Here is a 24,936-nt window from a genome sequence, read left to right as displayed (position 1 = left end):
TTGAACGCGTTCCAGATCGCGTTCGAGGGCCGCCTGAACCCGACCAACCACTGACCAATTCAACAATCCAGATCAGCCGTTAACTTGACACTCCCTCGCCAGCAGCCCCTTGCACCGTTCGGGAGCTTTCTACGCCGGTTTCCGGCGCCGCCGTGGCCTCCAGGGGGCCACGGCGGCAGCACGGTCAGCCGGCCGTGATCGTGATGTTGGTCAGTCCCTTCGTGGCGTTAATGACGGTGTTGCTGGAGTAGACGACGTTGAGGTTGCTGCCGCAGGTGCTCTGGTTGGTCACGTTGATCGCGTACGCGCCGACGTTGCTCAGGTCGGAGTCGTTGCTTCGCCATACGTTGCCGCAGCCGTACGGCGAGAGGATCTGGTGGGTCTGGTACCCGTCGACGAGGGTGCCGGTGGTGTACCTGCCGTGGTTGCCGGTGATGGTGTAGTTGTTGCCCTTCACGTCGACCCATGAGTCGGCGCTGTTGGCCCCGGACACGCCGCCCGTGAAGGTATTGCCCTGTACCAGTCCGCCCTGCGTGCCCTCCTTGATGTCGATGTGCTCGGCGGCGACGTTCTGGAAGGTGTTGTTCAGCGCCTTGTTGTTGTCGCTGCGATCGGGTCCGCTGCCGTTCTCGCCGTACTTGGACCAGTTGCTTTGCGCCGAGCCCAAGTACAGTCCCTCGCCGTACCCCGGTTGCGTCTTGCCGGTGTCGCGCACGAGTGCGTTCTGCAGCGTGTTGTTGCTGCTGGCGGTCCGGAAGTGCACGCCCTCGTCGCCGGTGTTCGACACCTCGACCCCGTCGATGAGGTTGTTGCTCGATCCGTCCAGGATGATGCCCTTGGCGGAGTTGGTGACGGCGAACCCGGTCAGGTGCCAGTACTGCACCTTGTTCAGGTGCAGCCCGTACCCGCAGTAGGTGATGCCCGACGGCGAACTTGGCACATTCGGGTCACAACCCCCACCGCTGTTCGACAACACCGCACTGCGCGGACCGGTCAGCGTGATGGGCTTGTCCGAGGTGCCCGAGCGCGTCATGTAGAAGGCCCCGTCATAGCTGCCGGCGGCGAGCGAGATGGTGTCGCCGGGCGACACCCCGGCAAGTGCGCCGGTGAGGCTCGCCGCGCTGTTGACGTTCCACGTCTTGCCGCCAGTAGGCGAGGTCGTCGGCGTGGGCGAGGCGGTGGGGGTCGACGACGGGGTGGGCGAGGGCGTCCCGGCCGTACCGTAGATGGCCACCTCGTCAATGGTGAAGCCGGACGTGCCGGCGTACTGGCTGAGGTACACCTGGATCCACCGGGTCTGCGTGCCGGTCGGCAGGGTCAGCGTGTCGACGCCGCCGGTGCCGTAGTCGTCGGCGACCTTCGTGCTCCAGTTCGAACCGTCCGAGGACGTACGGATCTTGTACTTGGTCGCGTAGTCGGCGCCCCACGTGATGGTGACGTGGTCGACCGGCGTGGTCGCGCCGAGGTCGACCTGCCATTGCTGGGGCTTCGTGGTGGTGCTCTGCCAGGCCGTTCCTTCGGTGCAGTCGTTGGCGTTGCCGGCGCTGCCGGTGTTTGACGACGCGCTGGCGGCCTTGCCGCAGGCGATGTTCGTGACGGTCGCTGCGTCGGCGGTTGAGGCGGCGACGATGGCTGCGGCGACCAGCGCCGCCGCGGCGGTGGCGGACCCGATGGTGAGGGCGGCTCTTCGGGATGTGGGCGTCACGCGAGGACTCCTTGTCCACGTACGTGGATACTATCCACAGGAATAGACCGACATCGCAGGAGCGTACGCCGGACAGTGGTAGAACGTCGATACAGATGACGGCTGTGTTTCAGATTCTTGACCGCTTAGCCTGCCTGGCGCCTCGGCCGAGGCCGGGTGGGGTGTGTATGGCTGGGTCGTGGTCGTCGACCCGGAAGTCGACCCGCTGCAGAAGGTTTACGGCGGGTTGGGGTGCGTGGCCGGTGCGCACCGCCAGTGGCTGATTACGTTCGGTGTTGGGGCACCGGCCGGTCCGGGGTCGGCGCGTGCAGGAATCGCAGCCCGGGCCGTCGATGAGCAGTGCGAGGAGGCCCGTCAGGGACTGTCGGGTCGCCTTCGTGTCCACATACGTGGACTGGAAACGAAATGCGGAACAAGCATTGACGGGCTGGCGCGGGTTCAGCAGACTACCCAATCACCCCCATCACACAGTCAACGGAAAGGCCAGGCTCGTGAGACTCTCTCGCCGCTCGGCGACGGTCGCCGCCATCGGCGCCGCCGCAGTCTTCGCGGTCGCCATCGCGCCCTACGCCTGGGCCAATGGCCGCATCGCCGAAACAGGAACCGTCAGGGTGTCCACCACCGCAGAACTCCAGGCCGCTCTCGCCGCTGCCAAGCCGGGACAGACAATCAAGCTCGCGCCGGGGACGTATCGTGGTTCCTTCCTCACCCGGTAGGCAGGCACTGCCGACGCACCCATCACGCTCTTCGGGCCGAGTGCCGCGATCCTGATCAACGAGGGGCCGGCCGGGACGGCGCCAAGTTGCCCGGTGCCGACGGACGGTTGGGATTCTGGATACGGACTGTGGCTCTTCGACGCCCCGTACTGGAATCTCCGGGGCTTCACGGTCGCGGACTCGAAGAAGGGCATCGTGCTGGACAACTCCCCACACGTCACGATCGAAAGAGTCTCCGTCCACCACATCGAGGAAGAAGGGGTCCACTTCCGGCGCTCCTCCGCCGACGGCGTCATACGGCAGTCGAAAATCAGCCACACCGGCCTGGTCAAGCCCGGCTTCGGCGAGGGCGTGTACATCGGCTCGGCGAAGTCCAACTTCGCCTGCCTCGGTAACTCTGGCGGAATGGACCGGTCCGACCGGGTACAGGTGCTCGAAAACGAGTTCGGGCCCGGTATCGCAGCCGAGCACGTTGACATCAAGGAGGGCACCGAAGGCGGCGTGATCCGGGGCAACACCTTCAACGGGCAGGGCCTCTCGGGGGAGAACTCCGCCGACTCGTGGATCGATGCCAAGGGCAACGGCTATGTCATCGAGGGCAACACCGGCACCTTCACCCCACCGGGCACGTTCGCCAATGGCTATGAGACGCACACCCAGATCGACGGCTACGGCTGCGGCAACGTCTTCCGCGACAACATTTCCGATCTCGGCGGCGTCGGCGGATATGCCATCTTCGTCTCGTCGAAGTGCTCCGCGAACCCCAACATCGTGTACGCATCGAACACCGTCACGAACGCCGTCAACGGCCTTACCAACGTCGCCGTCACCCCGTAAAGCCGGCCGGTGGTCGCGGCGCACCGGTTCGTTCGCGGGCTCGGTGGCGGGGCCGGAGTCCTACTGTCGCAGCAGGCGGCGCAAGGTTTCCGCTTCTGTGGCCACGATGCCGGTGTCGTTGTCCGGGACGAACTCGAGCAGGACGTCGCACGCGCGGGGCAACGTGTGCAGGCGGGCGGCGGCGGCGCGCCAGAGTCGCCACCGCTCGTACAGCCGGCGCCGTTGCGTGCCGGGCCACCAGGAGAAGGCGTGGACCGCGACGATGCGGGGCAGCAGGGCGTCGAGCGTGGCGAGCGCCGCGGCGTCCGGCCGGTCGTTGGGCGGCTGCCAGTACATGCCGGCGTTGGGGCGGTCGACATCGTCCAGCAGGGCGAGCGCCGACGCCGGATCGTCGGTCAAGGTGCGGGCGTGGCATTCGAACGCCACCATGATGCCGGCGTCGCGGGCCTCGTCACAGACGCGTCGCGCGGCGGCGGCGACCGCCGCGCGTTGCTCCGCGGTCGTCTCGGCGGATCCCTGAGTGCCGGCCCAGATCCGGATGCGCGGGGCGCCCAGCGCGACCGCGGTGGCGACCGTCGCGGTGATCTCGGCGGTGTTCGTGCTCCCCGCGCGCAGGTAGCTGCCGTACGCGGCGGTGGTGAGCCCGGCCTGGAGGGTGCGCTCACGCACCTGCGCGGCATTGGCAAGATCGCCCGGCGGGACGTGGAGGTCACCGCCCCACTCGATCGTGGCCAGGCCGGCCTCCGCGGCGACGGCGACGATGTGCTCAGACGGCAGGTGGCGCAGCGTGACCGAGCACAGGCCCGGAATCAGGGTGCCCATCGCCTCAGCGCGCCATCCAGCCGCCGTCGACGACGAGCACGTGCCCGTTGACGTAGTCGGAGGCCGGCGCGGCGAGGAACACGGCCGCCCCGACGAGGTCCGCCGGCGTGCCCCACCGGCCCGCCGGGATCCGTTCGGTGATCGCGGTGAACCGGTCCGGGTCGTCGCGCAGCGCCTGGGTGTTGTCCGTCGCGATGTAGCCGGGGGCGATGGCGTTGACCTGGATGCCGTGCGGGGCGAGCTCGTTGGCCATCGCACGGGTGAGGCCCGCGACGGCGTGCTTGGACACCGCGTAGGGGGCGACGCGGATGCCGCCCTGGAACGAGAGCAGGCTCGCCACGTTGATCAGCTTGCCGTGGCCGCGGGCGGCCATCGGCGCGGCGAGCTGCTGACTCAGGAAGAACAGGCTGGTGAGGTTCACGTCGAGCACGCGCGTCCAGTCCTGCGGGGTCACCGAGAGCACGTCGTCGCGTGTGATGATGCCAGCGTTGTTGATCACGACATCGACGCTGCTGTCCCGGGCGATGTCCGCCGCCGCGTCACGTGCGGCGAGGGGGTCGGTGAGGTCGACGTCGACGACGCGGCAGTCGCGGTGGAGCGCCGCGACGCCCGCCGCCGTGTCCTGGTGTGAGGCGGCGCGGCCGACGAGGACCAAGTCCGCACCGGCGGCGGCGAGCCCGAGCGCCATCGCCCGGCCGATGCCGCGGCTCGCGCCGGTGACCAGTGCGGTGCGACCGGACAGGGAGAACAGCCGCGACACGTCCTCCACGCCGGTCACAGGGCGGCCACCGCGACGGGGGCGAGGTCGCCGTAGTCGGTGTTCTCGCCAGCCATCGCCCACACGAACGCGTACGGCGCGGTGCCGGCGCCGGCGTGCACCGACCAGGACGGCGCGATCACCGCCTGGCGGTTGGCGACGAACAGGTGCCGGGTAGCGCCGGGCTGGCCCAGGATGTGTAGCACCCGCGCGTCGGCCGGCAGGCCGGTGTAGAGGTACACCTCGGTGCGGCGGCGGTGCAGGTGGGCGGGCATGGTGTTCCACACCGAGCCGTCGGACACCACCGTCACCCCGAACTGCAGCTGGCAGGAGGGGTGGCCACCGCCCCAGACGTAGCGGTACAGCAGGCGGGAGCTCGCCGTAGCCGGGTCGCCGACGTGCACCGGCTCGACGGTGTCACGGCTGAACCGAGCCACTGGGTAGGTCACGTCGGCCAGCGCCGACACGAGGTAGAAGCAGGCGCCCTCGCCGGTGAAGGCGACGTTGCTGCCGCGCCCGACGTAGAGCCCGTCGAGCGCGTTGAGCTTGTGTGGGGCGCCGTCGACGATCACCTCACCCGGCTCGCCGACGTTCACGACGCCGAGTTCGCGCCGCTCGAGGTGGCTCAGGGTGCCGGTCACGTCGAACGAGGGCAGGGCGAGGGCCCCGTCACCCGGGACCGCGCCGGCCACGACCATTCGGTCCTCGTGGGTGTAGACGGCACGCACCTCGCCGGACGCGAAGAGATCTTCGATCAGGTATCGGGAGCGCAGCTCGGTGGTCGTCGCGGTTTCGACGGTCTCGGGATCGGTGGCGTACCGCAGGTCGACTGTCATGCTTGTGAATCCTAGAGGTGATCCTGTACAGCTATCAAGTATGTGGACAGCGTCTGAGGATGAGGGAGGGGCTGCATGCCCAACATCACGGTCGAACTGCTGCGCGGGCGTAGCCTGGACCAGCGGCGGCGGTTCGTGGAGGCGGTCACGGACGACGCCGTGACACACCTGGGCGCTCGGCGCCAGGACGTGCGCATCGTCTTTACCGAGATCGACGGGCACGACGTCGCCAACGGCGGGGTGCTCGCCGCCGACGACGCTTCCCGCGCCGAGGTGCTGGCCAGGCACGGCCAGGCCGGCACCGTATAGCAGTCGGTGCCGCGCCGCTACGGGGTCACGATGATGGTCGTCAGGCCCCGTACGGCGTTGGCACGTCAATAGCGGTCCATAACACGAAGGGGGGTGCGGTGCGGCGCATTCTGATCACCGGCGGCGCGGGCAAGGTGGCGGCGTTGCTACGGCCACGCCTGGCGCGACCGGGTCGGCTGCTCCGGCTGCTCGATGTGCGTCCCGCGGACCCGGTCGAGGGCGCGGGCGATGAGGAAGTCGTCGTCGCCAGTGTCGACGACCTCGAGGCGATGACCGCGGCGTGCAAGGACGTCGACGCTGTCGTGCACATGGGCGGCCTGGCCAAGGAGGACGCGGTCGAGAACATGCTGCAGGTCAACGCCTACGGCACGTTCTGCGTCCTGGAGGGTGCCCGCAGGGCCGGCGTGCGGCGCATGATCCTCGCGTCGTCGAACCATGCCGTGGGTTTCGAGGACGTCACCGGGCGTACCGACTTGCCGGCTGACCTGCCGGGCCGTCCGGACACGATGTACGGCTGGAGCAAGGTCGCGGGCGAGATGGCCGGCCGGCTCTACGCCGACCGGTTCGGGATGGACGTGCTGTGCTTGCGTATCGGTCAGTGGGCGCCGACGCCGCCGGGGCCGCGCGGGTTGGCGGCGTGGCTGTCGCCGGACGACGGCGCCCGGCTGGTGGAGGCGTGCCTGACGGTGCCGGATCCCGGTTTCCGGCTGGTGTGGGGGATCAGCCGGAACACGCGGCGCTGGTGCTCACTCGCCGAGGGCGAGGCGATCGGGTACTTCCCCCAGGACGACGCGGAGCGGTTCCTGCCACAGTTGGTCGCTGAGCACGGCGAGTCGGATCTGGAGCACGACCCGGCCCTGCGGCGGGTGGGCGGCCCCTGGTGCTCGATCCCGCTCGGCCGGCGGTCCGGTTCGGCGGCTGGTTAGGCAATTATCAGCGGATCCCCGCACGGCGCAGCGTTGCGGCGAGGAGGCTGGTGTGGCTGAGCAGCGCGGTGGCGACCCGGTCGATCTCGTCGGCGTCTGCGAGCTTGGCGGGCATCGAGCAACTGATCGCATCCGTGGCCGGGATTCGGTAGTCGACCGGAACCGCCACGCAGGCGACCCCCTCGGTGCCCTGCTCGCGCTCGAACGCCCAGCCCCGCGCCCGCACCTGGTCGAGCTCGGCGAACAGCTGCTTCCGGTCGGTGATCGTGTTGGCGGTCAGCGCCTCCAGGTGCTCGGGCAGGACCTCCTCGACCTCGTCACGGGTCAGGCAGGACAGCAGGGACTGCCCGAGCGCGGTCACGTGTGCCGGGAGGCGGCGGCCGACGCGCGGCACGACCGCCGCGTCGCTGCGGGACTCGCGGCTTGCCAGGTAAAGGACGTGGGCGTCGTCACGGCGGGCGTAGTGCATCGTGTAGCCCAGCTCCGCGCGCAGGTCCTCGAGGGTCTCGTAGGCGAAGGGGAGCGCCGGGTCGCGGTCGAGATAGGCGGTGCCGGACAGCAGCGCGTGCGGCCCGACGCCGAACGCGGAGCCGGTGGCGTCGGCCTCGACCCACTTCATGTCGCGCAGGGTGCGGACCAGGGCGTGCAGGCTGGAGCGCGGGTAGCCCATCTTCTCCTGGATCTCGGCGAGCGTCAGCCGGGTCGGCGATGCCGCCAGCGTCTCCAGGATTCGCACGGTCCGTTCGGCCGACTTGACCGGGGAGGTCTCCGCCCCGGTGTGATCCTCGCCCGTCTCGCGCCGCCTGCCTGCCATGACGACCACCGTTCCTTTGTCCCCAATGTGTTGACGACCATGATACAGGACGCTAACTTGTGGATGCGCTTTTTCACATGTACGGATGGTGTCCACATATGTAGACAGGAGGCAAGGCAGTGTCTGGACGGCACCCCACGCTCAGACTTGTCGCCGCGCTTGCGCTCACCGGTCTGTTCGCCGCCGCCTGCGGCGGCAACGCGGTCCCCGCCAAGGACCAGGACCCCGGCGCGCAGCTCGAGATCTGGGTGCGCAAGCCCCCGGGCTCGAACACCGAGAAGACCACCAAGGAACTCGCCGCCAAGTTCACCGAGCGGTCCGGCGTCCCGAGCCACGTGACCGCCCTGTTCGACGACTTCGAGACCAAGCTGCAGCAGGCCGCCGCGCAGAAGCAGCTGCCCGACATCGTCATCAACGACACCGCGCAGCTCGGCTCGCTCGTCAAGCAGGGCATCGTGCGCGAGGTCAACCGCAACGACATCGACGGTCAGGACAAGCTCACCCCCGCTTCATGGGAGGCCGCGAAGGGCGCCGACGGCAAGTACTACGGCGTGCCCAACAGCGCCCAGTCGTTCGCCCTGTTCATCCGCAAGGACTGGCGGGAGAAGCTGGGCCTGCCGGTCCCGACGACGTGGGCGGAGCTCGACGCCCTCGCGACCGCGTTCACCACCAAGGACCCCGACGGCAACGGCAAGGCCGACACCTTCGGCTACACGGTGCCCGGCTCGACGAAGCGCGGCTACACCTCGTGGTACTTCACCAGCTTCCTCTGGGCCGGCGGCGGGGACTACTTCACCGAGAACAACGGCAGGTTCACGCCTGCGATCGCGAGCGACCAGTCCGTCGCGGCCGTCGAGTGGTTCAAGGCCCAGTTCTGCGTCGCCAAGAGCGTCGCGCCGGGGGCGGCGACGATGGAGACCACGCAGGCGCATCCGATGTTCGAGAGCGGCAAGGCCGGCATCTACCTGACTGGGCCGTACAACATGGCCCGATTCGACAAGAACCTGGGCAAGGACAAGTACGAGGTCGTCCCGGCCCCGCCCGGGCCCGGCGGCAAGTCGGCCTCCCTGGCCGAGGGCGAGAACATCTACCTGATGGCGGGCTCAAACAACCAGGCCGGGCAGGAGAAGTTCGCCGAGTTCGCCATCTCCGTCGAGGGCCAGACCATCGGCATGGCCGGTGACACCGACGGCAACATCGTCCGGCTGCCGGTCAACTCGCAGGTGACGCTGTCCTCGGTGCGCAAGGACACCCGCTGGGAGGTGTTCGACAAGGTCTACAAGGAGGCCGGGCGGTACGTGCCCGCCGTGCCGGACTGGACCCCCTTCCGTCAGGCGTCCGCCGACACGATCAACGCCATCGTCGCCAACTGCGACTCCAACACCAAGCAGGAGCTGACCAAGCTCGCCGAGACCTTCAAGCAGGAACTGACCAAACAGGGTGTGGCGGCCTGATGGCTGCCATCGCCCCTCCGCGGGCAGGGGTGCGCGGCACCCCTGCCCCGGCGTCGCGCAGCAGGCGGCGCCGACCGCGTTTCCGCGGCAGCTTCGTCGCCTGGGCGTTCCTCGCCCCGGCGCTGATCCTCTTCACGCTGTTCAAGTTCGTGCCGATGGCCCGCGCCATCGAGATGAGCTTCTACGAGGTCCGCCCCTATCTCGGCGACCGTTGGGTCGGCGCCGAGAACTACCACGAGGTCGTCACCAACGACGCGTTCCTATCCGCGATCTGGCACACGGTGCTCCTCGCCGTCGGCCAGACCAGCGGCTCGATCGTCATCGGCCTGATCCTCGCGCTGCTGCTCGAAGGCCAGGCGAAGCACCTCTGGTTTGTGCGGACCGCGGTGTTCCTGCCGACGGTCGCGGCGATGGCCGTCGTCGCCGAGGTGTGGCGCATCCTGTACTACCCGGCATCCGACGGCGCGCTCAACAGCATCCTCGGCTGGGTGGGCCTCGGCCCGTCGCAGTTCCTCAACTCACAGGACACGTCGCTGGGGTCGGTCATGGCGGTCGGCATCTGGCGCGGTGCGCCGTACGACATGATGATCTTCATCGCCGGTCTCGCCGGTGTGGACCGCGCACTCTACGAGGCGGCCTCGGTCGACGGGGCGAGCGGCTGGCGCCGTCTGTGGCACGTGACCCTGCCGTCGCTGCGACCGGTGTTCGCCATCCTGTTCACGCTGGCCGCGATCCGCGGGATGCGCGTGTTCACCGAGATCTTCCTGCTGACCAATGGCGGCCCCAACGGCTCCACCGAGGTCCTCATGACCCTCACCTACAAGGTCGGCCTGGAACGCAACGAACTCGGCATCGCCGCCGCCGGTTCGGTGGTGCTGCTGCTCGCCACGGTCGTGCTCACCCTCGCCGTCCAGCTCGTTCGCTCCCGGAGGACAGAGCGGTGAAACGACCTCGGCACGACACCGCGCTCGGCTTCGCCGACCTGACCGGTGCCCCGGCCCGGATCCTCCGGTTCGTCGTCTACACGGCGCTGGTGCTGGTCTTCGCCGGTCCGCTGCTCGCGCTGCTGGTCAGCTCCTTCAGTTCGGTCCACGACCCGGGCAGCCTCACGATCATCCCGCGGAAGCTCACGCTCGACAATTTCCGGGCCGCGATCCAGCAGGATGTCCTGAAGTACCTGCTGAACTCCTTCATCGTCGTCGGCGGCGGGCTGCTGCTGCAGATCCTGGTGAGTGTTTCCGCGGCCTACGCCCTTGCCCGCAAACGCTTCCCGGGCATGCGGCTGGTGTTTCTGCTGATCCTGTCCACGATGATGCTGCCCGACGAGATCCTCGCGATCCCGCTGTCGCTCGTCCTCGCCGACGTGCCGGTCGTCCACGTGAACCTCATCGGCAGCCTCGTCGGCATGATCGTCCCGGTCGGCGCATGGGCGTTCTCGATCCTCGTGATGACCGAGTTCATGCGTGAGATCCCGGTCGAGCTCGAAGAGGCGGCCCGCCTCGACGGCGCCGGCGACCTGCGCGTCTTCTGGTCGGTGGTGCTGCCGCTGTGCCGGCCCGCGCTCGGGGTCATCGGCATCTTCGGCTTCACCATGATCTGGGACCAGTACATGCTCCCCCTGCTCGTCGCGCAGGACGCCGCCCAGTTCACGTTGCCGCTCGCGCTGCGCAGCCTGCGCGCCGACGATCAGGTCGGCGTCGGCGTGGTGCTCGCCGCGTCGCTGCTCGCTCTGCTGCCGTCCGTCATCGCCTTCCTCGGCTTCCAGCGCCAGTTCATGCGGGGCCTGACCTCCGGCGCCGTCAAAGGATGAAAGGAAAGTTGTAGATGCGCCTCCAAGGCCTGCTGTCGTTCCCGCTGACCCCGTTCACCGAGGACGGCAAGGTCAACCTCACCGCGTTCGCTGAGCACATCGAGCAGCAGGTCGCCGCCGGGCCGTCCGGGCTGTTCGTGGCCTGCGGTACCGGTGAGTTCACCAGCCTGTCGATGCAGGAGTACCGCGACGTGGTCGGCACCGCGGTGCGGGTGGCGGCCGGCCGGGTGCCGGTGTTCGCTGGCACCGGGGGCGGACCGCAGCTGGCGCGCGACTTCGCGGCCGCTGCCGCCGAGGCCGGCGCGGACGGGCTGCTGCTGCTCCCACCGTACCTCGTCCGCTCGACGCCGGCGGGGTTCGTCGAACACGTCCGGTTCGTGGCGGAGGCGACCGACCTGCCGATCACCGTCTACCAGCGGGCCAACGCCGTGCTCGACCCGGCCGCCGCCGTCGCCCTGCTCGACGTGCCCAGGGTCGTCGGGATCAAGGACGGCAAGGGCGACGTGAGCGCGATGCTCCGGCTGGTCACGGCGATCCGTGCCAGCGGCCATCCGCGCGCGGCCGAGTTCGGCTTCCTCAATGGCCTGCCGACGGCTGAGCTCTCCGTGCAGGCGTACCGGTCGATCGGCGTCGACAGCTACTCCTCCGCGGTGCTGTGTTTCGCGCCTGACATCGCCACGGCGTTCTACCGGGCGGTCACGTCCGGCGACACGGCGACCATGCAGACCCTGCTCGCCGCGTTCTACCTGCCGTTCGTAGCGCTACGCGACCTGGTGCCCGGGTATGCGGTCTCGCTGGTGAAGGCCGGTGCCCGGCTGGCGGGACTGGACATGGGGCCGGTGCGGCCACCGCTCGTCGACGCCACCCCGGCACACGTGGCCAACCTGGCCGAGATCATCGACGCCGGCCGCGCGGCGCTACAGGGCCTGAAGCAGGCGGCATGAACATCGTCGACGCGGTGGTGACGCCGATCGCGTTCCCCGACCCACCGCTGCTGAACTCAGCCGGAATTCACCAGCCGTGGGCGCTGCGCACGATCGTCGAGCTGTCCTGCGGCGACGGCCTCGTCGGGCTCGGCGAGACCTACGGCGACGCGCCGCACCTCGACCTGGTCCGACGGGCCGCCGCAGCGCTCGCCGGGGTGGACCCGTTCGACCTGGCCGCGGTCCGGCGGGCGGCGGCCGGCGCCGTCGCCCAGCGCGGTGCCGCGGATCGGCACGGCCTGACCGGGACGCCCGAGACGGTGGCGAAGGTGTTCGCCCCGTTCGAGGTGGCCTGCCTGGACCTGCAGGCACGGTCGGTCGGCCGCCCGGTGCACACGCTGCTGGGCGGGCGCTGCCGGGACGCGGTCACCTTCTCCGCCTACCTGTTCTACAAATGGGCGGCCCACCCGTCGGCGGAGCCCGACACGTTCGGCGCCGCCCTGGATCCCGACGGTATCGTGGCGCAAGCGCGCATGCTCATCGACCGGTACGGCTTCAGATCCATCAAGTTGAAGGGCGGCGTCTTCAAGCCCGCCGCCGAGGTCGAGGCGATCCACGCACTGCGGGCGGCGTTTCCGGAACATCCGCTCCGGCTGGACCCGAACTGTGCCTGGTCGGTCGACACCTCGCGGAAGGTCGCGTCGGCCACGGCCGGGCTCCTGGAGTACCTCGAAGACCCGACCCCCGGCATCGCCGGCATGGCCGCCGTGGCCGCAGACGCGCCGATGCCGCTGGCCACCAACATGTGCGTCGTCCGCTTCGACGACATCCGGCCCGCGTTCACCCAAGGCGCGGTCGGAGTGGTGCTCGCTGACCACCACTACTGGGGCGGGCTGCGCGCGTCGGCCGACCTGGCCCGCATCTGCGAAACCTGGGGCGTGGGCGTCTCCATGCACTCCAACAGTCACCTCGGCATCAGCCTCGCCGCGATGGTCCAGCTCGGCGCCGCTCTGCCCAACCTCACCCACGCCGCGGACACGCACACCCCCTGGCAGGACGGCGTCGACGTGGTCACCGCACCACTGCCCATTGTGGACGGTTCGGTCGCGGTGCCCGACGGGCCCGGGCTCGGCGTCGAGCTGGACCGTGACATGCTGGCTCGCCTGCACGAGAACTACGTCCGGTGCGGCATCCGGGTCCGTGACGACACCGCGTACATGCGCACCGCCGACCCGACGTTCCAAAAGCTGCGGCCCAGGTGGTAACACTCTCCGGCCACGCGTACTGCTGGGACGTGCTCGGCGACCCCGCGTTCGTGGACCGGGCCGTAGACCTCGGCCTCGATTCGGTGACCCTCGCCGCGGCGTACCACTCCGTGCGCGCCGCCACCCCGCTGCACCCTCGCCACCAGGTCATCGAGGCCAGGTACGCGGCGCTGTACCGCCTGGTGCGCCAGTCGGTGTGGCAGGGCCGCCGGCTGCGGCCGCTCGAGCCCGCCTGGATGGCGGACCCCGACCCGTTCCGCACCGCCGCCCACGCGCTCACCGCCCGCGGGCTGGAGGTGGTGGCCTGGGTGGTGCTGACCCACAACACCCGGCTCGGCGAGGAACACCCCGACGTCGCGGTGGTGAACTGCTTCGGCGACCGGTATGCGTACGCCCTGTGCCCGTCGTGGGAGGAGGTCCGTGACTACGCGGCCCTGCTGGCGGCCGAAGCGGTGCGCGACGTAGCGGTGAGCATGGTGTCGCTGGAGTCCTGCGGTCAGCTCGGCGTCGTGCACGCCGGGCACCACGACAAGACCGCCGGAGCCTGGACGGACGCCGCGCAGCGATGGCTGTCGGTGTGCTGCTGCCCGGCGTGCCGTCGCAACTGGTCGCGCTTTGGCGCCGACCCGGACCGGATGGTGGCGCAGCTGCGCGCCGCGGTGCGGTCCGGCATGCCGGTGGACAACGCCGACGTCATCGTCGAAGCACGGCTGCAGGCCACGGAGACTATGCGCAGCCAGTGCCTGGACGCGCTCGACGGCACGGCGGTGATACTGCACGCCAGCGGCGACCGCTGGGCCACCGGCCCATCGCCCGGCTACCGGCCGCCGTCCACGCCGCACGCTCGGCGCCCCGACCGGCTGCTGCTCAACGCATGGTCCACCACCCCCGAGGCGGTTGACGCGGTGGCGTCCGCGTTCCGGGACGGCGACACCGTGCACGCCTACGTCACCGCATTGCCCCCGGCACACGGTGAGGACCTGCCCGGACACGTCCGCGCGCTCGTCGCCGCCGGGGCGAGCGGCATCAACCTCTACCACCTCGGCCTCGCGCCCGCCTGGCGGCAGCGGACCCTCCACGAGGTGTCTACGATCCTGGAGAAGTCATGACCCAGCTTCGGAGTGCCGCTGAGCGGCGCGAAACCCTCCACGCCCTCGCCGACGCCCTCGCCGACGCCCGGGACGCGGTGCTTGAGGTCGCCGCGGCCGAGACCGGCCTCACCGAGGCCCGGCTCGCCGACGAGCTGGACCGGACCACCGGACAGTTGCGCCTGCTCGGCGACTTCGTCGCCGACTCCCGCGACCGGCCCGTCATCACCTCGCCGCACGCCGCCCCGGACGGCGCCGACATCGTCCAGGTCCAGGTTCCGATCGGCCCGGTCGCTGTCTTCGCGGCCTCGAACTTTCCCCTCGCCTTCGGTGTGCTCGGCGGCGACACCGGGTCCGCGCTCGCCGCCGGCTGCCCGGTCGTCGTCAAGGCGCATCCCGCGCAGCCAAAGACCGCGGACCTCCTCGCCGGCATTGCCGCCCGCATCCTCGACGCGGCCACGTTCCGGCTGGTCCACGGCGGGCCGGAGGTGTCGCTGGCGCTGGTGCGTGACCCGGCCGTCCGGGCCGTCGCGTTCACCGGCTCGCCGTCGGGCGGGCGGGCACTGATGGACGCCGCGGCCGCCCGGCCCGACCCAATTCCCGTCCACGCGGAGATGGGCTCGCTCAACCCGGTGCTCGTGCTGCCGTCCGCACTGCCGGCCACGGCATGGCCGGCCGCCCTCGCCGCCTCCGTGACCGGTTCGGCGGGGCAGCTTTGCACCAAGCCGGGGCTCGTCGTCCTCCCCGCCACCGCCGACGGCGATGACTTCGCCGACGGCCTCGATGCCGCCATCGCCGCCGTCGCGCCGTTCGAGCGGATGCTGACCCCGGCGATGACGGTGGCGCACGCGGCCTGGCGGACCCGGGCCGGCGCCTACGGCACCGTCACGGACACCGCGTCACCACGGCACCCCTTCGCCGTCCGCGTCGACGCCGACCGCCTGACCGGTGAGCTGCTGGAGGAGCATTTCGGCCCGGCCGTGGTCCTCTGCCGCTGCCCCGTTGAGCGGTACGGCGAGATCGTCACCCGCCTGCCCGGGTCGCTCACCGCGACGGTGCTGGCAGACCCGCTGGACGAGCGGCTCCCGCCGTTGCTGGACGAACTCGTTCCGCTGGCCGGGAGGGTTATCCTCAACGGCGTGCCCACCGGCGTGGCCGTCTGCGACGCGATGCACCATGGCGGCCCGTGGCCAGCCACGTCGAACCCGCTCCACACGTCGGTCGGCACCGGGTCGATCCTCCGGTTCCTGCGCCCGGTCGCCCTCCAGGGCCTGCCGCCCGGACTCGTCTCCCGGTTCGGGTGAAGCGAACCGCGGCCGCTCGGAGGGCGAGTGCCTTCCACGTGCCTGGGTAATCGAGCTGAAGGAGAAGCGCCGGCCTGGGGCGATCCGCATCAGTCGGAGACGTCGAGGCCGTTCACCCCGTTCTGTAGCCGTTCATCTTCCCGCGGTATCGCGCTGGGCCTTGACCGCCCGGATGATTGCGATGGTGCCCAGCACGGCGAGCACCATCGCGACCGGCACGAGGACCAGCGCGGTGACCAGTACCGTCCGGTCGCCGCTGACCAGGATGAACCCGGCGAGCACGAGGAACACCGCGCCGACCGCGTACACGATCCGGGCGGCGTCACGGGCCAGCCGCTGCCGATGCGGCGCACCGGCGGCATCCGGCCGGGCGCGCACCGAGCCCGCGGAGATGCGCCACCCGACGATGCCGCTCGCGACGGCGAGCAGCGCGCAGAAGACGGCCAGCAGCACATGCACCTGAGTCGGCATGGCATTCCCTCGGTTCCAGGGCCGTGCGGGGACTGAGCCCCGCACGGCCGTCGTCCGTGTGTGGTCAGTTACATCTCGGCGTGAGCGGATAGGCGTATCGGATGCCTCCCCACGGACCGGTGATCCAGTGGTACTTCTTTACGAAGGTGGCCCGGATCGTAACTCCGTTGAGCTGTTTGCAGACGTTAGCGTTGTCGTAGGTCCATCCGGTCGTGCCGAGGGCCGTCGTCGTCTGGCACGCACCGCCGGTCGCGGGCCCGTAGGTGGTCAGACTGGTGCGGTCGGACGCCGTGTTGTAGCCCTGGACCCGGGTGGTGCAGGCGCCGCTGACGGTGTCGTCGACCGTGGTGATCCGGCCTGCGCTGTCGTAGGTGTAGCGCTGGGTTGACAGGGACGACGTGCGGTCGCGGGCCTCTGCAACGCTATGGCAATCCGCGACGGCAAACGTCCCCGCGCGGATGGCAATCGGTTGTAGCTTGCCCGGGGGACGCGAGTGGGCCGAAGGTAGTCGCAAGCTGCCTTCGGCCCATCAATCGTCACTGCCCTACGTCAGCTCACCGGAACCTTCCGGTTGCGCAGGATCGCGACGACCCAGCCGACGACGAGCAGCACCGCGATCGCGGCGAGAGCACCGGCGATCGGCACCGTGTACGCCTCGCCCCGCCAGAACCACATCAGCCATACGGCGACGAGCCACGAGAAGCCGAGCAGTCCGAAGTACGCCACGAAACGACCCCTCGGCAGCGCACCGAGTGTGCCCCAGATCCGGTGCGTCGTCGGCCGGCGCATCAACCCGACCGACCCCACAGCGTAGCCGAAGAGGGTGCCGCCGACGCTCTGTAAAGCCAAGAACAACAAACTCTCTACAACCCGCATTGCTGCTCCAGCGTGTCTGTGGTGTGCCGAATCGAGGGCCGGTGTTGCGCTAGCTGCTGCGGCAGCCCAGCCTCACCGGATCCACCCAGCGCCATTCGTTCCACCAGGTGTGGCCGAACGCGTTCGTCCAGCGCACGTGCACGGCCGTCTTGAAGGTGATACCCAGGTTCCTCCTGTGGCAGGTTGCCCCATACCAGGCGCCGTAAGCGCCTCCGATAATTACGCCGATGAACGCGCCCCAACCGCCACCGAGCGCGCCGCCAATGGCGGCGCCGAGAGCTCCCAAGATAAAGGCCCCATAGACCGTCAAGGAGTGGCCGATGTCGCACCGCAGGCCGATGTCGATGCCACTGACCCACGAGCCGCGGACGTTGTTCTTGAACGTTCGCTGGCAGCCGAAACTGTAGTCGCCGAACAGGCCGTTGGTGTCCGCGCAGTTGATCGCGTCGCCGGAGCAGTAGTCGTAGGCGTTAGCGTTGCCGCCGTACACCGGGTCGACACTGAGGAATCTGCCGGTGGCCGGTGAGTAGAGCCGGGCACCCATCAGCGTCATACCGCCGGGGGTGTCCGACCACCGTCGGTCGGCACCGTGCCATCCGTATCCACGCTGCTGGCCGGCGGGGTTGTGCGGGCGACCGCTCTCGGTGAAGTCGCCCGTGTAGACCAGGCCGAAGCCGCTCGACGCCATCCCCGCGACGAAGTCGCCGTGCAGGTTGGTGATCTGCCAGCTGACGCCGGTCGCGGTGGTGAAGATCGCCGCAACCGCGCCGGCACCGGCGATCGCGCGAATGACCTCGTTCGTACCGGTCACCAGCCACGACGGGCTGTCGCTGTCGCTCGCATAGTGGCTGGTACGGGTGAGAGTGCCGGCACCGTCGCTGTCGGTCCAGCTGCGGAACCGGTTGGCAACCACGTCGAGCGTGTAGGTCATGGTTCTGGTGTCCTGCGTCTGGGTGCGCACCATGTCGTTGACGTGATACGTCAGCGACGTGCTGCCGGAACCCGCGGTCAGGGTGTCCGCGCCGGGCACGGTCGACGTGCGGCCGAGCACGTCATACACGTAGCCGCTGGTGTTGACCCGGCTGGCGGTGTCATACGTCCAGGTCGTCGTCGTGAGCGCCGTGGTGGTCTGGCACGCTCCGCCGGCGGCGGGTCCGTAGTTGGTGAGCGTGGTGCGGTCGGACGCGGTGTTGTATCCGCTGACCCGCGTCGTGCAGGAGCCGTCGATGATGTCGTTCGCGGTCGTGATCCGGCCGCTGTTGTCGTAAGTGAACCGCTGCGTCGACAGCGACGACGTGCGGTCGCGGGTCTCGCCGTGCACCGACGACCGGATCGCCTCGGTGAACAGCGTGCAGTTGCTCTGGCCGCAGCCGGGCTGGTTGTACGCGATGCCCACGACGGCGCCGTCCTCGCGATACGTCCTGGTCACGACGACCCCGTTGGGCCAGGTCTCGGTCAGCGGTTTGCCGTCGGGGTCATAGGTGGCGGTCAGGTTGCCGGCCTGGCCGTCGGTGACCTGGGTGGGCAGGCCGCGCCGCTCGGTGCCGCCGTCGAAGGTGTAGGCGCGGGTGGCCTGACCGTCGGTGGTCGAGGAGACACGGGAGTACAGGTCGTATGCCGTCGTCGACAGGGTGTTGTCGGCGTCGGTGTACGAGGTGATCCGGCCGAGAGTGTCGTACACCCGCACGATCTTGGCCGTGACGTTGTTGCCGGCGTCGAGTGATTCTGTGCGGATCGCCTGGCCGCTGGCGTTGTCGTACACGGTGCGGGTGGTCGGCAACGCCTGGCCCGTGCCGGCCACGCCGGTGATCGAGACCGTCGAGGTGCGACCGGCGCCATCATAGGTGGTGGTCGAGGTTCGCTTGGTGCCGGCGCTGGTCTTCTCGGTGACGACCCGCGCTTGGCCGTACATGTCGTAGGTGGTGACCGTGACCGGCAGTTCCGGTCCGCTCGCCGCCTGCCCGCCCGGCTGGACCCGGCAGGTCAGGCCGGCCCATTCGGGACGGCTGTCGCACTCGGTGTAGCCGGACCCGGTGCCGCTGCGGTAGTAGACGGTAGTCCGGGTGGCGGGGGTGTTGGTCGTCGCGCCACCCGCCGGCTGCGTCACCGAGGTGATCAGTCCGGTGCTCGCGTCATAGGCGGTGCGGGTGCTCAGGGCCAGACCGCCCGGGTCGACCGTGGAGATGATCGGCTCGCGCAGCGTCCAGTCGTATCCGGTGGTGGTCGTTCTCGGGTCGACCTGCGTGCAGGTGCCCGTTCCGTAGCACACCGAGGTCGTCTCGGTGGTCACGAGATCGAACGGTGCGCCCGTCGACGGAGCACCCTGGTCGTAGGTGTTGACCGTGCGGGCCCGGCCGCGCACCGTCGACCCGTTGGGCAGGGCGATGTCGTGTTCCGGGCCGTACACCTCGAGGAGCCGGCGACCATCGGCCGAGTAGACGTTCTGCGTCGACAGCGTCCCGGCGATCGCCGCCTCCTGAGCGGCCGTGTCGGTCGTCGACCGGTCGAGCGCGCGGGCCCGGTTGGCCGCGGTGAGCCCGCGCACGGTGTTGCCGTAGCTGTCGTACCAGGTCGCGGTGGTGGGTCCACCTGGCATCACGGTGTTGACCGGCCGGCCGTTCGGGTCAAGATAGGTGACCATGGCCCGCTCATAAGTGGCCGGCTTGGCGCCGGTGCTCTGATCGGCGGCCGGCACCTGCCCGGGGTCGAAGACCGCGGTGACGTCGACCGGCTGCTCAGCCTGGCCCCACCGGGTGGTCTGGGCCGCAGACAGGTCGTACGGCGCACCGGTGCCGGACACCGGAACCTTGTACACGATGGTCTGCCGCGCGGTACCGGCGATGAGCGCCGACCGGCTCACCTGCGCCAGCCGTCCCTTGCCGGCGTCGCCCGGAAGCGTGGTGTAGGTGAACTGCCACGGCTGCTGGGCAGGGGGCGTCAGCGTGGAGACGATGCCGTCCGCGTCGTAGTCGTAGGTGGTCTCCAGGTGCCGGGTGGTCGGTGGCATGGTGCCGGTGTCGGTCCAGTCCAGACGCGGATCCCACACCGAGCGCAACCGGCCGTTGCTGTCATAGCTGTACCGCGCGACGACGACGGTGCGCATCGCCGCCGGGGTGGCGTCCGGGTCCCACGCGGTGAACGACACCTGCGTCACCCGGCCCAGGTAGTCGCCCCACTGCGTGGCGCCGGTGCCGGTGGCCGTCGTCGTGGTGGCGTAGCTGAAGTCCAGCGCCCGGCAGCCCTTCACCAACGTCGAGCACGACACGCCACTGGGCAGCGGTGCCAGCATCCGGGTCGGCCGGACCAGATCCGTGCCGCTGACGGTCACCTTCTGCCAGCTGATCGACGTCGTCTGACTCACCCCGGGCGTGGTGACCGCCGTCGGGTTGTAGGTTCCTGCCGCCGCCCCGGTGACCCGGGTGAACACGACGGTGTTGCCGTCGATGTCGGCCAGCGTGAACGCATCGCCCGCCGTGGCGTAGGACAGCCGCAGCTGCTGGAACCCGTTCTGCGCCTCATAGGTCTTGCCGGAACCGGAGACGCTGGTTTCGGTGAAGCCCAGCGAGTTGCCGTCCGGCAGGCCCACCTGCACCAGCGAACCGGTGACGGTGAGATCGGTATACGGTGCCTCTGCCGCATCCACGACGACGCCGGACACCCAGCCTGGCCCGAACATGTTCGCCTTGTCCGTGGCCGCGGCCCTGCGGGTGTTGAAGCTCCGCGTGACGGTCAGGTCAGAGCCGTACGACGAAACCGTGACGTCTGTGCCGCCGAGCGTGAAGTTCCCGGTCAGAAGGTTGACGGAGCCTGGCCCCACCTGCTGCGATGCTGCCGAAGCCTGGTTCCGGTCGAAGGTGATCTTCACTGGTACCGAGGCGCCGCCGTTGAATGATGCCCGGACCTGCAGTGGTCCGTCGAGCGGGTTGGGGCCGCCCTCGGCGTTCTTCAGCGTGGTGTCGAGGTTCCAGTTGAGTTTCGGGAACTGCCCGCTGGAGCGTTGCAGCGGCCAGGTGATCGAGCCACCACCCGCGGCGAGAGAGACGTCGGCGAGGGGGATGGTTTGCCAGGTGTCGGTGTCGGCGCGGCGCCACTGGTAGGTCACGCCGGCCACGGCGGGGCCGGTGGCGACGGTGAGGGCTGTCTTGCCGGCGCTGATGTCACCGGTCTTCGGTGAGGTGAGGCCGCCGTAGCCGACGTTGAACTGATACGCCTTGATCGGTGACTGGTTGCCGGCCCGGTCCTGGGAGCGCACATACAGGGTGTGCGGCCCGTCGGAGTCAGGGGTGATCGATACCGTGGCGTTGCCACCGAGCGACGCCGCGTTGACCACAGTGGACGGTGGGTTGGTGTCCACGCCGTACTGGTACGAGGCCACGTCGCTGACGCCGGACGGGGTAAACGTGAAGTTCGCAGCGGTGCCCGCCGAGGCCGGTGGGGTGCCGGGGTTGTAGATGAACACGACCTGGGTGTTGTTGTTCAGGCTGGGCGTCTTGTACGAGTACTGCGTCGCCATGGTGCCGTCGGCGTTCTCCACCCCGATCAGGGCCTGGGAGCCCTGCCCGTAGACGTTGTTGATGCCGGAGTAGTTGAGCCTGATGGTGCTGCTGTTCTCGGTGAACAGCACCTCGGCGTTCTGCCGCCGGGAGGTGTTGCCGAACTGGTAGGGGTTGTTCCACTCGATGAGGAACGTCCGGTTCGGTGCGGTGCCGATCGTCGCGATACGGATGCTCGCCGAGGCGTCCACGATCAGGTCCTGCCCGAAGACGTAGATCGTGCCGTTCGGTTCGGCGGTGTTGGGCAACGGCACGATGTCGTCGGGGTGCGGGCCGTGCGGGTCGATGAAGGACACCATGCCGTTGGTGTCGATCCACGCCGAGGTGTAGGTCTGGCCGTAGAAGCTGACCGGGAACGGCAGGCTGATCTGCTGCACGGCGTCGTCGCCGGTGAGGGCGAGGGTGGTCGTGCCGGCCACGTACGGGACGTCGAGGTTGGTGTATCCGTTGTTGCGGAACCCGTACAGCGTCCCGCTCTCCTTGCTGATCAGGTCCGCGCGGCGGTCGCCGTCCAGATCCGCCCACTTGACCGCAGCGTCCGGAACCGCACCCCAGCCCCAGCCGATGGCCGTCCTCTTCTCGCTCCAACAGACGGTGCCATCACCGCGGTATCCGCAGTTGTGGTACGTGTACAGCGTCCCGTCTTCCTTGCTGACCAGGTCCGCGCGGCCATCACCGTCCAGATCCGCGAGATTGAACGCGGCGTCCGGAACCGCACCCCAGCCCCAGCCGATGGCCGTCCTGGTGGCGCTCCAACAGACGGTGCCATCACCGCGGTATCCGCAGTTGCGGTACGTGTACAGCGTGCCGTCTTCCTTGCTGACCAGGTCCGCGCGGCCATCGCCGTCCAGATCCGCGAGCTTGTACGCAGCGTCCGGAACCGCACCCCAGCCCCAGCCGATGGCCGTCTTGGCGCCCCAGCAGACGGTGCCGTTGCTGTTGTATCCGCAGTTGCGGAACATGTACAGCGTCCCGCTCTCCTTGCTGACCAGGTCCGCGCGGCCATCACCGTCCAGATCCGCGAGATTGACCGCAGCGTCCGGAACCGCAGCCCAGCCCCAGCCGATGGCCGTCTTGGCGCCCCAGCAGACGGTGCCGTTGCTGTTGTATCCGCAGTTGCGGAACGCGTACAGCGTGTCGCCCTCCTTGCTGACCAGGTCCGCGCGGCCATCACCGTCCAGATCCGCCCACTTGACCGCAGCGTCCGGAACCGCACCCCAGCCCGAGCCGATGGCCGTCTTGGCGCCCCAGTCGACGGTCAACGCCACGTTGTAGCCGGCCAGCTGGCCGGTCCAGGCGTTCTCCGGGAACGTCGCCGACGACACGCCGGGTTGGGCAGTGGGTTCGGTGGTGTCGACGGTGAACTCGCAGAACGCGGTGTAGGCGCCGGTGGTGGTGCCGTCCGCACCACGGACCCGCCAGCTGTAGGTGCCGCCGTTGGTGAACGCGCCCGACGGTACCGTCGCCTCGAACGTGGAACCTGATGCCTGCGGCCCGACGGTGGTCGAACCGATCATCGACCCGCCGGTGGTCCACCACTCGAACGTCGCCGACACCGGCGAGCCTTCCGGGTCGGCGACCTGCGCCTGCAGCTTCGGCTGGACTTTGTTGATGAACGGCCGGCCGCTGCCGGTGGCGCATTCCGTGGATGGGTCGGTCGACTGCGAGGTCACCGTCGGGGTGCCGTTGAACGTCACCACCGCGTACGGCGGGTGAGCGCCCTCCGCGGAGTTGAACCGCTTCCACCCGTTGTGGTTGGTCTCATTCGCGGCCAACAAGCCCATACCGGTGGCGGTCCAGCGGTTGTTCGCCGCCTCCTGGAAGAAGCCCGGAATGTCCGCCGAGACCCAGCCGGCGCTGCAGGAGGAGCTGTACCCCTTCGTCTGCGTCGAGGAGCCCTGCAGGTTGATCAGCGGCGGCTGCGACGTCCACCGGGTTGCGGTGGACGGCGTCATCGTGGTGTACACGTTCCACTGCGCCGGCGTGCACGACCACGAATGGTGCTCCCACAGGTACACCGATGCCGAGTTCACGCGCGCCCCGGCCAGGAACGCCGTGTCCCAGTTCAGATACGACCGCGCCGTCCACGACCCGCCGTCGTCGGAATACCCCAGCTTCAACTCCGTGCTACCGGACTGATCGCTGACGTACCCGGTCTGCACGAACGTGTCGAACAGCAGCGTCACCGACGGGTCGATCGTGATCGGGTACATCAGATCCTTCGCCGCCAGGAACGCCGGATCCGGGGCCAACTGCAGGTCGATGTTCGCACCGCGCTGCGTCGCGGACAGTTGCACCGCACCCATGTGCAGGTGATCGAGGGAGTGCTCGCCGATCACCGCGTCCCACATCGACGGCTGCGGCATCCGGCCGGTCTCCGTGCCGGTCTTGTCCTTGAACACCAGGCCGCCCGAGCCGTCCGGTGACACCGTCAACCCAGGCGCCTTGAACCGCAGGTTCAGCTTTCCTGACTTCGACAGCGCCTCCTGCGTCTTGACCACGAAGAACTGCTCGTAGCCGGTCCGGGTCGACTCGATCACCAGATCGACACCGTCGAGCACATCACTGTACGTGGCCTTCGTGCCCTCCAGCTTCGGCTTCGGCAGTCGCCCCTTCCACTGCAACGCCACCGCGTCATCGCCGCTGCCGAGGCGGACCACGTCATGCTCACCGTCGCCGGACTGACCGGCCAGCTTCAGCCCACGCGGGTGCGCCTTCGCCGACACCCCACCGTCCGCATCCGCCTGCAGCGTCGCGTCGACCGGCTTCCAGCCGCCCTTCCCGTCGCGCATCCGTACCGGACCCGTGTGCTGCTCCGCGGTAAGCGAACCGTCCGCGTTCGCCCACATTTGCAACGTCTCGGACCGCTCACCAGACACCTCGACCTTCCCGCCGCACCAGCGAGCCGACAGCACCGCCGCAGCACGGTCCGGACGCTCGGCCGGACACGCCGGCTTCTCCGGCGGCGCGGCCTGTACAGGTTTCGGCGCAGCCAGCGCGTCGACCAGCGACACCGCCAGCACCAGCGCGAGCGCGTAGGTCACCACGCGACCGATAGGACGACCGAGGAACTCGGCCAAGACAATGAAGCAACTTCGACTACGCCATGGCGCATTGCGCATGACACGGCCTCCCCGTTGGCGATCACGACAATGAGCGCGACGCTACGGAGGAACATCAACTTTGGTCAATGGCAGTCGCATGCCATCCACGGCTGCCTCACAGGAAGTTCCCAGACTCTACCACCCTGTGAACAGTGATCATCACTGAACGTGACGACTGAATTTGCGCCACGCAAACCATCCGACAATCCACATCTATTCGACCTATGCTCCCATTCGCCACCATCAGGGCCAGACCGGCCGAGGATGCACGAGCCGCGCGCACCGCCCGTGTCACGCAGGGTGAGCGAGTCCGCGGGCCACCGGCGGAGCCTGGCGCGACGGCCTGCGAGGATGGCGCCGCGGACG

At 69.2% G+C, this 24,936-nt stretch carries 20 protein-coding genes; 11 read left to right on the top strand and 9 right to left on the bottom strand.

Translation table 11 applies throughout. The features are described from left to right. Window positions 1-184 precede the first annotated feature (184 nt). Window positions 185-1,705 (bottom strand): discoidin domain-containing protein, encoded by a 1,521-nt coding sequence (locus tag ACGFI8_RS43035; RefSeq protein ID WP_392813603.1) that lies wholly within the window; start codon window positions 1,703-1,705, stop codon window positions 185-187. Between the two features lie 377 nt (window positions 1,706-2,082). On the opposite strand from ACGFI8_RS43035, the gene ACGFI8_RS43030 reads away from it, so the two are divergent. Both ACGFI8_RS43030 and ACGFI8_RS43025 read left to right on the top strand, forming a co-directional pair. Then, window positions 2,083-2,421, top strand: a complete 339-nt coding sequence (locus ACGFI8_RS43030; protein WP_392813601.1) for a hypothetical protein — start codon at window positions 2,083-2,085, stop codon at window positions 2,419-2,421. A 93-nt stretch (window positions 2,422-2,514) separates the two neighbouring features. After that, window positions 2,515-3,258: a right-handed parallel beta-helix repeat-containing protein gene (locus tag ACGFI8_RS43025; RefSeq protein WP_392813600.1), complete on the top strand. Its 744-nt coding sequence runs from the start codon at window positions 2,515-2,517 to the stop codon at window positions 3,256-3,258. 60 nt (window positions 3,259-3,318) lie between these two features. Here the strand turns inward: ACGFI8_RS43025 and ACGFI8_RS43020 are convergent, their stop codons facing one another. Genes ACGFI8_RS43020 through kduI form a run of 3 tightly spaced genes read right to left on the bottom strand, consistent with a single transcriptional unit; the run spans window position 3,319 to window position 5,673 of the window. Beyond that, complete coding sequence (locus ACGFI8_RS43020; protein WP_392813599.1) at window positions 3,319-4,080, bottom strand: sugar phosphate isomerase/epimerase family protein; 762 nt, start codon at window positions 4,078-4,080, stop codon at window positions 3,319-3,321. 4 nt (window positions 4,081-4,084) lie between these two features. Beyond that, window positions 4,085-4,858 carry an SDR family oxidoreductase gene (locus tag ACGFI8_RS43015; protein WP_392813597.1) on the bottom strand — a complete coding sequence of 258 codons (774 nt, stop codon included), beginning with the start codon at window positions 4,856-4,858 and terminating at the stop codon, window positions 4,085-4,087. After that, the gene (gene kduI, locus ACGFI8_RS43010) at window positions 4,855-5,673 is read right to left on the bottom strand and encodes a 5-dehydro-4-deoxy-D-glucuronate isomerase (RefSeq protein WP_392813596.1); all 819 of its coding nucleotides are present in this window, start codon (window positions 5,671-5,673) and stop codon (window positions 4,855-4,857) included. The genes ACGFI8_RS43015 and kduI overlap by 4 nt, the downstream gene beginning before the upstream one ends. Window positions 5,674-5,748: 75 nt before the next feature. Between kduI and ACGFI8_RS43005 the strand changes: the two genes are divergently transcribed. Together ACGFI8_RS43005 and ACGFI8_RS43000 are read left to right on the top strand one after the other, a co-directional pair. Further along, window positions 5,749-5,982, top strand: coding sequence for a 4-oxalocrotonate tautomerase family protein (locus tag ACGFI8_RS43005; protein ID WP_392813594.1), 234 nt, complete (start codon window positions 5,749-5,751; stop codon window positions 5,980-5,982). A gap of 98 nt (window positions 5,983-6,080) precedes the next feature. After that, window positions 6,081-6,908 carry an NAD-dependent epimerase/dehydratase family protein gene (locus ACGFI8_RS43000; protein WP_392813592.1) on the top strand — a complete coding sequence of 276 codons (828 nt, stop codon included), beginning with the start codon at window positions 6,081-6,083 and terminating at the stop codon, window positions 6,906-6,908. 7 nt (window positions 6,909-6,915) lie between these two features. Here the strand turns inward: ACGFI8_RS43000 and ACGFI8_RS42995 are convergent, their stop codons facing one another. After that, the gene (locus ACGFI8_RS42995; RefSeq protein ID WP_392813591.1) at window positions 6,916-7,722 is read right to left on the bottom strand and encodes an IclR family transcriptional regulator; all 807 of its coding nucleotides are present in this window, start codon (window positions 7,720-7,722) and stop codon (window positions 6,916-6,918) included. Between the two features lie 119 nt (window positions 7,723-7,841). Here ACGFI8_RS42995 and ACGFI8_RS42990 point away from each other — a divergent pair, with 119 nt between their 5' ends. From ACGFI8_RS42990 to ACGFI8_RS42960, 7 genes are read left to right on the top strand one after another with little or no spacing between them, the layout of a single operon-like run. Then, window positions 7,842-9,176: an extracellular solute-binding protein gene (locus tag ACGFI8_RS42990; protein ID WP_392813590.1), complete on the top strand. Its 1,335-nt coding sequence runs from the start codon at window positions 7,842-7,844 to the stop codon at window positions 9,174-9,176. After that, window positions 9,176-10,120: a carbohydrate ABC transporter permease gene (locus ACGFI8_RS42985; protein WP_392813588.1), complete on the top strand. Its 945-nt coding sequence runs from the start codon at window positions 9,176-9,178 to the stop codon at window positions 10,118-10,120. Before ACGFI8_RS42990 ends, ACGFI8_RS42985 begins: the two co-directional genes overlap by 1 nt. Continuing rightward, entirely contained in the window at window positions 10,117-10,986 is an 870-nt protein-coding gene (locus ACGFI8_RS42980; protein WP_392813587.1) for a carbohydrate ABC transporter permease, read from the top strand. The genes ACGFI8_RS42985 and ACGFI8_RS42980 overlap by 4 nt, the downstream gene beginning before the upstream one ends. Before the next feature lie 14 nt (window positions 10,987-11,000). Continuing rightward, window positions 11,001-11,930, top strand: coding sequence for a 5-dehydro-4-deoxyglucarate dehydratase (locus ACGFI8_RS42975; protein WP_392813586.1), 930 nt, complete (start codon window positions 11,001-11,003; stop codon window positions 11,928-11,930). After that, window positions 11,927-13,174, top strand: a complete 1,248-nt coding sequence (locus ACGFI8_RS42970) for an enolase C-terminal domain-like protein (protein ID WP_392813584.1) — start codon at window positions 11,927-11,929, stop codon at window positions 13,172-13,174. Before ACGFI8_RS42975 ends, ACGFI8_RS42970 begins: the two co-directional genes overlap by 4 nt. Then, window positions 13,168-14,283 carry a hypothetical protein gene (locus tag ACGFI8_RS42965; RefSeq protein ID WP_392813583.1) on the top strand — a complete coding sequence of 372 codons (1,116 nt, stop codon included), beginning with the start codon at window positions 13,168-13,170 and terminating at the stop codon, window positions 14,281-14,283. Before ACGFI8_RS42970 ends, ACGFI8_RS42965 begins: the two co-directional genes overlap by 7 nt. Next, window positions 14,280-15,566 carry an aldehyde dehydrogenase family protein gene (locus tag ACGFI8_RS42960; RefSeq protein WP_392813581.1) on the top strand — a complete coding sequence of 429 codons (1,287 nt, stop codon included), beginning with the start codon at window positions 14,280-14,282 and terminating at the stop codon, window positions 15,564-15,566. The genes ACGFI8_RS42965 and ACGFI8_RS42960 overlap by 4 nt, the downstream gene beginning before the upstream one ends. Window positions 15,567-15,698: 132 nt before the next feature. On the opposite strand, the gene ACGFI8_RS42955 is transcribed toward ACGFI8_RS42960, so the two are convergent. The 4 genes from ACGFI8_RS42955 to ACGFI8_RS42940 all read right to left on the bottom strand — a co-directional run bounded on the left by ACGFI8_RS42955 (window position 15,699) and on the right by ACGFI8_RS42940 (window position 24,513). Continuing rightward, entirely contained in the window at window positions 15,699-16,037 is a 339-nt protein-coding gene (locus ACGFI8_RS42955) for a hypothetical protein (RefSeq protein ID WP_392813580.1), read from the bottom strand. Between the two features lie 64 nt (window positions 16,038-16,101). Then, window positions 16,102-16,551, bottom strand: coding sequence for a hypothetical protein (locus ACGFI8_RS42950; RefSeq protein ID WP_392813579.1), 450 nt, complete (start codon window positions 16,549-16,551; stop codon window positions 16,102-16,104). 35 nt (window positions 16,552-16,586) lie between these two features. After that, window positions 16,587-16,886, bottom strand: coding sequence for a hypothetical protein (locus ACGFI8_RS42945; protein ID WP_392813577.1), 300 nt, complete (start codon window positions 16,884-16,886; stop codon window positions 16,587-16,589). A 76-nt stretch (window positions 16,887-16,962) separates the two neighbouring features. Continuing rightward, the gene (locus ACGFI8_RS42940) at window positions 16,963-24,513 is read right to left on the bottom strand and encodes an FG-GAP-like repeat-containing protein (RefSeq protein ID WP_392813576.1); all 7,551 of its coding nucleotides are present in this window, start codon (window positions 24,511-24,513) and stop codon (window positions 16,963-16,965) included. Window positions 24,514-24,936 lie beyond the last annotated feature (423 nt).

The organism is Dactylosporangium sp. NPDC048998, assembly GCF_043197855.1.
Taxonomy (GTDB): domain Bacteria; phylum Actinomycetota; class Actinomycetes; order Mycobacteriales; family Micromonosporaceae; genus Dactylosporangium.
The sequence above is the reverse complement of the archived record's forward strand: the minus strand, read 5'-3'. Positions and strand labels throughout refer to the sequence as shown.

Bases quoted from the DNA above. Each gene is read 5' to 3' on its own strand.
- ACGFI8_RS42995 (WP_392813591.1), bottom strand. From the start codon at position 7,722: ATGGCAGGCAGGCGGCGCGAGACGGGCGAGGATCACACCGGGGCGGAG.
- ACGFI8_RS42985 (WP_392813588.1), top strand. From the start codon at position 9,176: ATGGCTGCCATCGCCCCTCCGCGGGCAGGGGTGCGCGGCACCCCTGCC.
- ACGFI8_RS42960 (WP_392813581.1), top strand. From the start codon at position 14,280: ATGACCCAGCTTCGGAGTGCCGCTGAGCGGCGCGAAACCCTCCACGCC.
- ACGFI8_RS43020 (WP_392813599.1), bottom strand. From the start codon at position 4,080: ATGGGCACCCTGATTCCGGGCCTGTGCTCGGTCACGCTGCGCCACCTG.
- ACGFI8_RS43005 (WP_392813594.1), top strand. From the start codon at position 5,749: ATGCCCAACATCACGGTCGAACTGCTGCGCGGGCGTAGCCTGGACCAG.
- ACGFI8_RS42975 (WP_392813586.1), top strand. From the start codon at position 11,001: ATGCGCCTCCAAGGCCTGCTGTCGTTCCCGCTGACCCCGTTCACCGAG.
- kduI (WP_392813596.1), bottom strand. From the start codon at position 5,673: ATGACAGTCGACCTGCGGTACGCCACCGATCCCGAGACCGTCGAAACC.
- ACGFI8_RS42955 (WP_392813580.1), bottom strand. From the start codon at position 16,037: ATGCCGACTCAGGTGCATGTGCTGCTGGCCGTCTTCTGCGCGCTGCTC.
- ACGFI8_RS42970 (WP_392813584.1), top strand. From the start codon at position 11,927: ATGAACATCGTCGACGCGGTGGTGACGCCGATCGCGTTCCCCGACCCA.